General features: G+C 41.6%; 10 protein-coding genes. 5 read left to right on the top strand and 5 right to left on the bottom strand.

Features of this window, described 5'->3' with window-relative positions:
* Nucleotides 1–184: 184 nt before the first annotated feature.
* Together AK823_RS06590 and AK823_RS06585 are read left to right on the top strand one after the other, a co-directional pair.
* Nucleotides 185–349 (top strand): rubredoxin, encoded by a 165-nt coding sequence (locus tag AK823_RS06590; protein ID WP_058368698.1) that lies wholly within the window; start codon nucleotides 185–187, stop codon nucleotides 347–349.
* Between the two features lie 277 nt (nucleotides 350–626).
* On the top strand, nucleotides 627–1,517 hold the full coding sequence (locus tag AK823_RS06585) for an alpha/beta hydrolase (RefSeq protein ID WP_227514147.1): 891 nt from the start codon (nucleotides 627–629) through the stop codon (nucleotides 1,515–1,517).
* Nucleotides 1,518–1,673: 156 nt separating this feature from the next.
* On the opposite strand, the gene AK823_RS06580 is transcribed toward AK823_RS06585, so the two are convergent.
* The gene (locus AK823_RS06580) at nucleotides 1,674–2,864 is read right to left on the bottom strand and encodes a WG repeat-containing protein (protein WP_068327507.1); all 1,191 of its coding nucleotides are present in this window, start codon (nucleotides 2,862–2,864) and stop codon (nucleotides 1,674–1,676) included.
* Between the two features lie 506 nt (nucleotides 2,865–3,370).
* Here AK823_RS06580 and AK823_RS06575 point away from each other — a divergent pair.
* Nucleotides 3,371–4,303: a DMT family transporter gene (locus AK823_RS06575; protein WP_068327505.1), complete on the top strand. Its 933-nt coding sequence runs from the start codon at nucleotides 3,371–3,373 to the stop codon at nucleotides 4,301–4,303.
* A gap of 63 nt (nucleotides 4,304–4,366) precedes the next feature.
* Here the strand turns inward: AK823_RS06575 and AK823_RS06570 are convergent, their stop codons facing one another.
* Nucleotides 4,367–5,686: a solute carrier family 23 protein gene (locus AK823_RS06570; protein WP_203226603.1), complete on the bottom strand. Its 1,320-nt coding sequence runs from the start codon at nucleotides 5,684–5,686 to the stop codon at nucleotides 4,367–4,369.
* Between the two features lie 689 nt (nucleotides 5,687–6,375).
* On the opposite strand from AK823_RS06570, the gene AK823_RS06565 reads away from it, so the two are divergent.
* A complete protein-coding gene (locus AK823_RS06565) occupies nucleotides 6,376–7,812 on the top strand; it encodes an L-serine ammonia-lyase (protein ID WP_275477976.1) in 1,437 nt (478 codons plus the stop codon).
* A gap of 125 nt (nucleotides 7,813–7,937) precedes the next feature.
* On the opposite strand, the gene AK823_RS06560 is transcribed toward AK823_RS06565, so the two are convergent.
* The 3 genes from AK823_RS06560 to xthA form a co-directional block, all read right to left on the bottom strand.
* Entirely contained in the window at nucleotides 7,938–8,336 is a 399-nt protein-coding gene (locus tag AK823_RS06560; RefSeq protein ID WP_068035642.1) for a DUF4377 domain-containing protein, read from the bottom strand.
* A 352-nt stretch (nucleotides 8,337–8,688) separates the two neighbouring features.
* Entirely contained in the window at nucleotides 8,689–9,912 is a 1,224-nt protein-coding gene (argJ, locus tag AK823_RS06555) for a bifunctional glutamate N-acetyltransferase/amino-acid acetyltransferase ArgJ (protein ID WP_068327498.1), read from the bottom strand.
* A gap of 75 nt (nucleotides 9,913–9,987) precedes the next feature.
* Complete coding sequence (xthA, locus tag AK823_RS06550) at nucleotides 9,988–10,812, bottom strand: exodeoxyribonuclease III (RefSeq protein ID WP_068327495.1); 825 nt, start codon at nucleotides 10,810–10,812, stop codon at nucleotides 9,988–9,990.
* A 272-nt stretch (nucleotides 10,813–11,084) separates the two neighbouring features.
* On the opposite strand from xthA, the gene AK823_RS06545 reads away from it, so the two are divergent.
* Nucleotides 11,085–11,642, top strand: coding sequence for a thioesterase family protein (locus AK823_RS06545; RefSeq protein ID WP_228138927.1), 558 nt, complete (start codon nucleotides 11,085–11,087; stop codon nucleotides 11,640–11,642).
* Nucleotides 11,643–11,648: the final 6 nt, after the last annotated feature.

The raw sequence follows: 11,648 nt of genomic DNA, 5'->3' as shown, positions 1-11,648 counted from the left end.
TAAACTCGATAGAGGACAGTCAATTAAATGCAATAAAAAGCAATCTATAACTTGATAAATGCTTACTTATCTCAATATACAAGTGTAAACTTAACTACGTAAAGTGTCGTTATATGATAAACTACGTGCGTTTTTGCGGGCTGCTAACAAGCTATAAAATTAGTAACAATTGATAGGATTATGTATGAAACGTTATGAATGTATTGTGTGTGGCTGGATCTATGATGAGGAGCTTGGCTGCCCTGAAGAAGGTATTGCGCCTGGTACCAAATGGGACGATATTCCTGATGACTGGACATGCCCTGAATGCGGCGTTGGTAAGTTGGATTTTGAGATGATGGAAGTCTAGGTTCACTGAACTCTAACTAGGATATCTCATGACGAATTCAAATTACTCTAATGACCCAAAACATCCCAGCCAGCATGAGCCTACAGGCACACAAGCTATAGGCGAATCTGAGGTGACAGGTTTGCCCGAGATTTCTGGCAACCTTTTAGCACCTGTTGATATAGCATCTAGTAACGTAACTAGTAATGCAACATCTAGCTATCCTACACCTGTTTGGGAAAAACTTGGCAAGCATAATTGGCGAGTATCAGATCTCAGTGATCATCTTTATCAAGCAATGCTAGATATCGGTGATGGCATCAACCTATGCGTCGAAGCTGGCGGTAATCCTGAGAATCCGCCGCTACTTATGATTATGGGCCTTGGCTCACAGATGGTGTTTTGGCCGGACGATTTTATTAAACGTCTGATCGATGCTGGGTTTTTTGTGATTCGTTTTGATAATCGTGATATTGGTCTGTCTTCTAAAGTTCAGATTGAAGGTCTACCGCGTGTTAGCCAACTTAAAATGATGCTGCGTCTGCAAACTGGCCTGTCCAATAAGAGCCAACAGGTTGCCTATAATTTGACCGATATGGCCGAGGATACCGCACGTCTGATTAAAGCCTTGAATCTCGGTAGCACGCATTTACTTGGCGCCTCAATGGGTGGCATGATTGCACAGATTGTTGCAGCGCGTTATCCAAGTTTGGTGCAGGGTTTGGCACTGATGTTTACGACAACCAACCGCGCCTTCTTAAAACCTCCTAAGCCTAAGCAGTTATATACCTTGATTAATCGTCCTGAGAGTCACTCAGAACGTGATATCGTGCGTCATAGCGTTTGGTTTATGAAGACGGTAGGAACGCCAGGACATGTTAATGTGCGCACGGTACGTGAAATTGCCAAGATTCGCTATCAGCGTAATTTCCATCCGTTGGGCACTGTGCAACAACTGAATGCTATCTTGGCATCAGGCTCTATTAGCCGCTTTAGTAAGCAAGTTAAAGCTCCGACTATAGTCATTCATGGTAGCGCTGATGGCTTACTGCCCGCTTCGCAAGGTCGCGTAGTGGCCAAAACCATTCCCAATGCTAAGTTTCATTTAATCGAAGGTATGGCACATGATATTCCAGCGTACTATCAGCCCTATCTCGTTGATTTGATTCGTAACCATTTACTAGGTTAAATAGACTTCAAAGAGCTGTTTTTAGAAATACAGATAAATAAAAAAAAGAGTTTAAGATGCATAAACTAGTTATGCATTTTAAACTCTTTTTTGCTTTGTAAGATTTGAGAGTATTAAATACTCCCTAACATCAGCTAATATTTGATTGATACAGATTTATCCACAGCTAACGTTGCTACCTTCTTTATCAATACAAATTTTACTGCCATCTTGAAGATTACCTACCCAAGCTTTATTGTCTTTAAATATGAATGCAGACTCGCTTTCAGTATTAATTGTGCTTCTGATACTATCTTCGCTTTCACTAACATTTAGGTTTTCATTATCAGTTTCGGTCTCAATACTACTCTTGTTTTTAGTACTATCAACACTATCCGTAATCAGGCCATCATTATCAAATCGAAATGGGATAACCAACTCACCACCTAAATTCACAAAGCCCCATTTATTATTTACACGCACGCCAGCTAAACCTTCAGAAAACGGGCGTACTTCGTCAAATGAATAAGTAATCATAGTGACATTCTTATCATCAACAAACCCCCAGCGTCCATCTTGCTGATCCGGTTGCAAGGTTGTAAAAGGCGTAGATCTTGGTGACTTTATTTGAGCAGCAGACATTGGATCATTATTCGACGCTGCATTATTTGGTGATGCGTTATTTGAAGCAGACATAGCCTCATTATTTTCATTTTTCGCATTAGGGTCACTAGTAGTTTTGCCGTTTTTGTCCAGCCAGCTCGTTGACTGGTTTCTACGTATGCGTGCTACCCCGCCTCGATAATCATCAATGTCAGTGATCGTAGATGTAAATGGTACAATCGTCTGATTGCCTGTACCGATCACGCCATAGTCGCCATTCCTTTTTACAACGATACGTCCTTCAGATACTGGACGCGCCCAGCCGCCATTACCCTTGAACATATCATAAATAGTAGGAATGACCTCACGACCTTGCATATTAATGTAACCGACACGGCCGTGGCGTAGTACAGGCAATAGACCGCTTGACAACTTATCAGCATCGACCTTTTGATAGCGTGATAGATCAACGACCCTTTTGCCTTTATTATCGATTAATGCAACCGGTGCTCCAAAATCTGTTACCGCCAAGAAATAACCACTAGCAGCTGTACAAGCAACGTTTTTATAGTAGCTTTTGGGTGTTTTACAACTGGCTGCTTCGGCTGTCGGCATAACAAATATCGTACTTAACAATACACCAGCCATCAAGTATAGTCGTGGCGCTTGTAATAGTGATAAAGTAGATACTAATAGCGGCAGAGACTGGCGTTTTGATAATATTTGCCCTGCTATTGGCCATTTCTGTATAGATCTTTGAGACATATTCAAACCTAAGCTGAAAGTATTAATGCCGATGACAATTAATATCAAAGGCGAGTAATGACAATAAAACGTGCAAAAAATAGAAGTGCGAAAGACAATAGGATAATAAGCGATTAATAGTTGTGATTACAAGCTATTACATTAGCAAATGGGACCGTTTTAACCAACACTAGTCCTGTAAGGATGTAACTGCGATATAGATACACTGTCAAAATTCTGTCATGTATTAAGGCGTGCTGAACATTCACAGCTAAGCATTGTCGTTATTTTTAATCAGTGCTTATGGTATTTATCTCACTGCCTAAACCGTTTACAATTGTACATCCTAAAACCGCTTTTTAGTCCGTTGTTAAATATATACCTAGTTCATAACACCACTATAAGCTCAATGTTTTAATCTTGTTCTTTTAATCTGTAAATTTAGAATTCTTCGCTACAGTCACGATAGCCTGAGCGTTACTTTTATTTGCCTATCTGAACCCATAATCGCGGTATAAGGACAACTTATGGCTGTTGCCTCTTCACGTTGTGCATCCATCGGCTTAACGATTGGTTGTATTATTTTTGGCTTAGGAAGCCTAATCGTAGCCCATGTCGATATTGGCGGTTGGGCAATGGCGTTTTGGCGTCTTGCTATTTCAGGTGTCATATTTGCGGTATTGGCTAAATTGACTGGTCAGCGGATGCCACGTTCAAGGCGTGCAATCTTTTACGGCTTATTATCGGGAGTATTTTTAGGATTAGACTTAGCGCTTTGGCATGAGAGTATTTATGCTGTTGGCCCCGGTATTTCAACCTTACTTAATAGTTTGCAGATTTTCTTTTTAGCTGCAATTGGTTTTTTATACTTTAGCGAGCGCCAGTCAATCTTGCAATTGCTGAGTCTGTGCCTAGCGATGCTGGGAGTGGCAATGATTGGTAGCCCTGAGTTTGCCCACAATAGTGACGCTACTTGGGGCTTTATTGCTGGGATTGTATCAGGTGCCATGCTAGCGGCGTCCATGACCTTTATTCGTAAGACTCACGACACAGAACCAACGCCCATATTTGTATTAATGCAATTGATTAGCATTGGTGGAGTGTTCGCTATGATAGTGCCAATGTTTGTTTTTGATATGGGCAATATAATGCCTAACACGTGGTCAGAGCTTGGTTGGGTGTTGGTCTACGGCGCGGTGATGCAATGCGTGGCATGGGGACTGATTGCCTACTCTATTCCTAAACTGTCATTAGCACTGACCGGGTTGCTGCTATTAACTGAACCGGTTGCCGCTTTGATTATTGATTATAGCTGGCTGGACAAACCTATTAACACTTTACAATGGAGCGGCGCGCTACTGACTATGTTCGCCATTTACTTAGGTTCAGTCAAACCTAAGCCACGCGCGCTGCGTCGTTATCGTTTTTTCTCAAGATTTTATAAACGTAAATATAAGTAAAGGCTGCTAGGTAATGTAAAGACACCTAAGTGTAAGAATAGCTAAGTAATAATGAGCTACGTCTTAATCTTTTTGGCTGTTAAACAATGCATTAAGCACGATAGCCGTCAAAGTTGCCGTACCAATACCACCCAAATCAAAACCACCTAGGTGCAGGCTAAAGTTACCTGTACCCATAATCACAGTGACCGCAGCAATAATTAGATTGCTGTTTTTGCTAAAATCAATATGACTGTCTATCCAAATTTTCACGCCAGCAATAGCAATCAAGCCAAACACTACGATAGAAGCGCCGCCCAATAATGCTGGAGGAATAGTCTGAATAATAGCGCCAAACTTTGGTGATAGTCCTAGTAAAATAGCGACTAGACCCGCTATGACAAAAATAGTCGTACTATAAACCTTGGTTACTGCCATTACGCCGATGTTTTCAGCATAAGTCGTTACACCAGTACCGCCAAAGCCTGCTGAGAATGTCGTTGCCACGCCATCAGCAAAAAACGCGCGACCCATATAAGGAGTAACGCGTGATTTGGTCATTCCCTCTACTGCTTTAAAGTGTCCAAGGTTTTCAGCGACAAGAATAAATGCTACAGGTGCAATCAAGATAATAGCGCTCATCTCAAAGCGCGGTGCATGAATACTTGGCAAACCAAACCATGAAGCAGCAGCCACACTAGTAAAATCAATCGCCGTGCCAAAACCTAGCACGTTCGTCATCACAAAATAGGCGATATACGATAATACCAAACCAACCAATAATAACAAACGTCTCAGCATCCCGCGTGTGAATACTGCCACGCTACTGATTAGTAGCACAGTCAGTGCCGCCATCCATGCATCGAACTGATTGGCCGATACGCCTTGGATAGTAACTGGTGCTAGATTAAGACCGATAATCATTACAATCGCGCCAGTGACGATAGGTGGCATCAGGCGCTCAATCCATCCCGTACCAGTCTTCATCACCAATAAACCTATTAGCGCATAGATAATACCACAGGCCATAATGCCGCCCAAAGCGACATCTAAATTGCTATTGAAGCCTACGCCTGCATAAGCAGTGACAGCAATTACTGGACCAATAAAAGCAAAGCTTGAGCCTAGGTAACTAGGCATGCGCCCACCGGTAATCATAAAGAACATCACCGTACAGATACCTGACATCAAAATAGCTAGGTTGGGATCAAAACCCATTAATAGCGGCGCAAGGACGGTCGCGCCAAACATAGCAAAGGTATGTTGAATACCAAGCAAGATACTCTTAGAAGGTGGTAGATACTCGTTAATACCGACAGGATTGTGGTCAAGATCGCCACGGTAAGGTCGCCATGTAGGGAACCAACGCCCATTATCAAAGTCTGGATTATCTGTTAGTTTCATAGTAGGGGGAGTTATACCAGCTGCTTCTAGCGCCGTTAAAGGATTCTGTTCTTGCGAGCTATTGTTTGATTGAGAGGAGTGCTTTGATTTAGAGGGGTCTTCTGAGGGGGTTGCCATGCGCGCGTGTCCTATGTGGCCGAGAATAATAGCTAAAAAGGATGAATAAAGAATTAATGACGCAAACACCATCCTATCCAGTATATCGCACCATACTACCCAATTCATCTAGCGATAATTATTCAGCTCAACTCTCATCATCAAAATAATTGATAAAGGGAATTTGTTTATACAAATTTGTCATATTTTGCTAGATGTCTGAGTCCAGATATGTTCTACTAAATCTACCGCATCGGTTGCTCGCCTCTTGATATTTATGATAGCTGCAACCATTTACAGGATGTTACATAAGCGTCGATGCCGAGCATCATAACGGAATTTAATAATAAACAAAAGCTATTATTCTCCCGTCATCCGTACTACTGCGTTTAAAAATTTTCATAGACGATGCTCCAAACTTATTAAGCAGTACCCTACATCTATTGTTGCCTGTCATATCTATTATGCTAGCACTATGAATTAGGCTGCAAATGCGTTTATGTTATAAAGCTATTTAGAATGCAATGTTTTTAAAAGGTTAGGTTTTTAAAATGAAAAACCATGCTCACTCACTTTTACTGTTTTGGTAACTTATTATGATTAGTGTATTTGATTTATTTAAAATTGGTATTGGCCCTTCAAGCTCACATACCGTAGGTCCTATGATAGCAGCTAACTTGTTTTTGGCTTCTTTGAGTAAGCAATCTGAGTTGACTGATATCAAGAGATTAGAGATTGAACTATATGGTTCACTCGCTGCGACAGGTAAAGGTCATGCTACCGATACAGCCATTCTCTTAGGCTTACTTGGACACACCCCAAGTACTATTGATACGCGATTGACCAGCCAATATCTTACGCCGATTTTTTCAGATAAAGAGCTGAATGTTGCAGGTTCGCACGTCATTGCCTTTGACACAGAGCGTGATATCTACTGGTACGATGATACTGTCCTACCCTACCATCCTAATGCGCTAACGATTCGTGCCATATTGGCAGACGATACTCATTACCAGCAAACTTATTACTCAGTCGGCGGTGGCTTCGTTATTAATGACGATGATGCTCATAATCCAGATGAGGATCATGGTACACCAACGATTGATATAGTCCCTTACCCTTTTAATACGGCAGCAGAGCTTCTTGAGCAATGTCGTCAACATGACTTAAGTGTTAGTGAGCTAGTATTAGCAAACGAATGCCATTATCGTGATAAAGAAGAAATTTTTGCCTATCTAGATTCTATCTGGGAAGTGATGCAAGAATGCGTTAAGCAAGGTTGTCAAAACAGCGGTATATTACCAGGCGGCTTAGATGTTAAACGCCGTGCTCAAGCGCTGCACTTACAGCTGTGTGCAGAAAAAGATCAGCCGAGTACAAAAAACGATAAGCTTGCAGCAATGGATTGGGTTGATTTATATGCCCTAGCAGTTAATGAAGAAAACGCCAATGGCGGTAATGTCGTAACGGCTCCAACCAACGGCGCTGCTGGCATCATTCCTGCCGTCATGTGCTATTATCGCGACTTTTTGGCGAGCTACAGTCAAGAAGGTGCTCGCAAATTTCTATTAAACTCTACCGCAATTGGTAGTTTAATCAAACAAAACGCTTCAATATCTGGTGCTGAAGTTGGCTGTCAAGGCGAAGTTGGCTCTGCTTGTGCAATGGCCGCTTCTGCATTGGCAGAGATTATGGGCGGTGACCCTGCCAAATGTCTTAATGCCGCTGAGATTGGGATTGAGCATAATTTAGGTCTTACTTGCGACCCTGTTGGCGGTCTAGTGCAAGTACCTTGTATCGAGCGCAATGCGATGGGCGCAGTAAAAGCTATTAATGCTGCTCGTCTTGCCTGCCGTGGTAACGGTCAGCACTTTGTCTCACTAGATAAAGCTATCGAAACGATGAAACAAACTGGTGCTGATATGTCGGATAAATACAAAGAAACAGCGCGCGGCGGCCTAGCTGTTTATGCCGACAATCGTATACCTACTGCCACCCACGGCGTCAGTGTTAACTATAGCCAGTGTTAAAATAAAATTTTAGCATCGAAGCTTATAATCGAAGCTCGATAAACGCCACAAAAAAAGCCTCTAACGAATTAGAGGCTTTTTCTATGAAATCTTACTAACCATTCAATAACTGCAATCAGAAATGATTATTCAGCAGTTTTTGAAATTACTTCATTCAAGATCCAAACAGGCTTAACCACACCAGACGCGGTATCAGCAAGCGCTTCTTGACGTACATCTAGCATATAACGATAGTTTGGCTCATACGTAAAACCTTGGATGTTACCGTTTAACGTGTTGTAGTTCTTCTGATAGCTCTGACGATATTGTAGGCACTGAGTTTCGACTGTATTACCAGTAGTATCCATACGCTCACAAAGCGCTTTACGTGGTGCGATTTCTACTTTGAAGCTTGGAATATTAACTACTTTGACATTTACCGCTTGGCCTTCTACAACCATGGTACGCTCGTCATCTAAACCCATCGTAGAACAACCTGCCAATGCAAAAGTGGCTGCAAATGCTGCAATTGCTAACTTTTTCATTATTATATCCCCAATTAATTATAGTTAAATCGTTACTACCTTATCAATTCAATATCCACCTCTTATTTGTTATTAATATAAATAAGGAGGTACGATATATCATCTCAAGATAAATGCATTAATAATGAGTACTGCTAAGTAAAAGCTAAATTAGATAGCCAAACATAGGCAGTACTGCTTATTGTTGTACTGCAATTAGTATAGGTCGTGAGTAAGCTCTGCCTCTATAACTGCTTTGTAACGTAACGTCAGTATTTGCAACTGATGTTAACTAATCGTACTAACTGCTGATTGTGGTATTTTCTTATGACTGGTATTTGATAACGAAACATACTTTAGTGAAAGACTCAAACTAGCTACGATAGTCAGCATTAATTTTGACGTAATCGTAGGATAAATCACAAGTATAGACAGTATCGCTAGCATCGCCACGTGCTAAGTCAATATGAATGGTAATTTCAGGGCGACTCATGACTGTCTTGCCCGCTTCTTCCGTATAGCTAGGCGCTACACCACCGTTTTGACAAATCATAACTTCATCTAGATATACATCGACTTGCTCTGTGTCTAAATCCTCAATACCTGCATAACCAACTGCCGCTAAGATACGCCCCCAGTTAGCGTCGCTCGCAAAGAATGCTGTTTTTACCAATGGTGAATGCGCGACTGCATAAGCCACATCGCAGCATTCCTGAGTCGTTTTTCCACCAGTAACTTTTACAGTCATAAATTTCGTTGCACCCTCACCATCACGCACAATTAATTGTGCCAAACGTACAAACACTTCAGTTAGAGCGCTAAATAAAGACTGATAATGCGGATGTTCAGGGCTGTCGATTACCTGTGAGCTGGCAGCGCCTGTTGCTATCAATACGCAGCAATCATTGGTCGAGGTGTCACCATCGACGGTAATGCGGTTAAAAGACTGCTCATTAATAGCAATCAGCATTTCTTGCAATAGGTCAGCAGTGATATTGGCATCGGTTGCGACATAACCTAACATCGTCGCCATATTAGGACGAATCATGCCTGAACCTTTTGAGATACCAGTGATATGATAGCTAGTATCTGCAACATCTACTTTTTGGCTAGCCAGCTTAGGGATAGTATCAGTCGTTCGAATTCCGTTAGCTGCTGCCAACCAGTTATCAGCACCTAAATTGGCTAAAGCCTTATCTAGCCCTGCAATGACCGCTTCACTATTTAACGGCTCGCCTATCACGCCAGTAGAAAACGGCAATACCGTATTGGTATCTACGCCAGCTTTACTAGCTAAGGCAGCACAAATCTCTTCTGCGCGACGTTTGCCATCAGCACCTGTACCCGCATTAGCATTACCTGTATTGGTCACTAAATAGCGCGGACTGGTCTTGGCAAAGTGCTCGCGCAATACACGTACGGGTGCAGCGCAAAATGTGTTTTTAGTAGTCACAACTGCGCTGGTTGCAGTCTCAATAATTTTGATTACCACTAAATCATCGCGATCTTTATAACGCACGCCCGCTGCGGTAGCACTTAATTTGATACCGTCAATGGGATAAATAGTATTGGGTACTGCAACGTTTCCGACAGCCATAGCTCAATCCTTATTAATTAATTTTTAGAGTTATTTATTAGAGATGCATTTATCAGTATTACTTTTGCGCACGCACTAGTCTTGACCTAAATCAAACGCTGACCAGATGGGTGCATGGTCTGAAGGTTTTTCCATTGCACGTAACTCATAGCTGATACCTGCATCGACACACTGGCTAGTTAAGTCAGGGGTACATAGAATATGATCAATACGTAAGCCACGCTTGGGGTCATCGTTGAAACCGCGACTACGGTAATCAAACCAGCTATATAACTCAGTGCTTTCAGGATAGTGTAGACGATAGGTATCAGTCAGCTCACGTGACATCAGCTCTGTATACCATTCACGTTCTTCTGGTAAAAATGAAGTTTTTCTATTTTTGAGCCAGCGTTTAGCATTAGCCTCACCGATGCCAATGTCTATATCTTCTGGCGCAATGTTCATATCGCCCATGATAATAAGCGAGCGCCCTTCTGCCTTTAGCGTATCAATATAAGCTATCAAATCAGCATAGTAGGCGCGCTTCATTGGAAATTTAGTCGGATGATCTTGGCTCTCACCTTGCGGAAAATAACCATTAAGCACATCAATCTCGCGTCCTTGCAATTCGTAGCGTGCGTGGATAAAGCGTTTTTGCGCTTCCTCATCTTCTCCAGGAAAACCTTTTTGTACAAATATAGGCGCAACCTTAGATAATAATGCCACCCCGTAATGTCCTTTTTGCCCAAAATACTCAATGTGATAACCAAGGCTCTCTACATTTTCAAGGGGAAACTGGTCATCATGAACCTTAGTTTCTTGCAACCCCATCACATCAGGGTCGATTACTTCTCGCACCGCCTCAAGCTGATGTTGACGAGCGCGAATACCATTGATATTAAAACTAACAAAACGGGTCATGCGATATCCTATATTGATTCGAGTTTAATTATTTTTGATAAATTTCTGCATATAATGCGGTAATAAATAGCTATGATAACAGACCTAAGCTGTCTCATCTGTTGCGTGATCTCAAATCTTAGGCTACAGTGGAAAATCTTACTTTATTGGTCGTTATGACATAAACACCAATTTAATACTTTGATCCTAATAATTTTTATATTGTATGCATTAGTAAGTATTGAAGCACTTTTATTGAACAATTCTATCAGCCAAACTATATGAGCCAAATTATGACTACAGAAACATCAAATTCTACAGCTACACCGCTATTTTCTACTGATTACCATGTATATATCAACCATACTGACGCTGGCGGTATAGTCTATCATGCCAATCACTTAGTATTTTTTGAAAACTGCCGCCGCGACTGGTTCAGCAAGCTTGGATTAAATGGCTATTTTATGCATTCTGATGATGGCCAAATTCAGCATTTTGTAGTGAGTCAGGCACAATTACAGTATAAAAAAGCTATATTCTTAGATGAAATCATTGATGTACGCATTGATAAAGTTGAGCTAAAACCTGCCAGTATTGTATTCTATCAAAGTATTCATCGTCGTGTGGCAGAGGAGGCGGATCAAAAAAACCGTACCTCTGCAGAAACTTTATTAAGCAGCGCTAAAATCGTCATTGCTTGCGTCCAAAATCAGACAAAACCAGAACCAACAGATCCAACTACTAACTCTACTACCCCAGCTAGTGCTGCGCCCATACGGCCAATAAGAGTACCAAAGAATCTTCAAAATAGTATTCAGCAAGCTATTACCCACCACGCTAATGAGCAATGATATCTA

The sequence above is a fragment of the Psychrobacter sp. P2G3 genome, assembly GCF_001593285.1.
Classification (GTDB): domain Bacteria; phylum Pseudomonadota; class Gammaproteobacteria; order Pseudomonadales; family Moraxellaceae; genus Psychrobacter.
This window is presented reverse-complemented; position numbering and strand designations above follow the sequence as displayed.

What these genes read in the sequence shown, in the direction of transcription:
- argJ (WP_068327498.1), bottom strand. Translation starts at nt 9,912, where the DNA reads ATGGCTGTCGGAAACGTTGCAGTACCCAATACTATTTATCCCATTGAC.
- AK823_RS06590 (WP_058368698.1), top strand. Translation starts at nt 185, where the DNA reads ATGAAACGTTATGAATGTATTGTGTGTGGCTGGATCTATGATGAGGAG.
- AK823_RS06570 (WP_203226603.1), bottom strand. Translation starts at nt 5,686, where the DNA reads ATGAAACTAACAGATAATCCAGACTTTGATAATGGGCGTTGGTTCCCT.
- xthA (WP_068327495.1), bottom strand. Translation starts at nt 10,812, where the DNA reads ATGACCCGTTTTGTTAGTTTTAATATCAATGGTATTCGCGCTCGTCAA.
- AK823_RS06580 (WP_068327507.1), bottom strand. Translation starts at nt 2,864, where the DNA reads ATGTCTCAAAGATCTATACAGAAATGGCCAATAGCAGGGCAAATATTA.
- AK823_RS06585 (WP_227514147.1), top strand. Translation starts at nt 627, where the DNA reads ATGCTAGATATCGGTGATGGCATCAACCTATGCGTCGAAGCTGGCGGT.
- AK823_RS06575 (WP_068327505.1), top strand. Translation starts at nt 3,371, where the DNA reads ATGGCTGTTGCCTCTTCACGTTGTGCATCCATCGGCTTAACGATTGGT.
- AK823_RS06545 (WP_228138927.1), top strand. Translation starts at nt 11,085, where the DNA reads ATGACTACAGAAACATCAAATTCTACAGCTACACCGCTATTTTCTACT.
- AK823_RS06560 (WP_068035642.1), bottom strand. Translation starts at nt 8,336, where the DNA reads ATGAAAAAGTTAGCAATTGCAGCATTTGCAGCCACTTTTGCATTGGCA.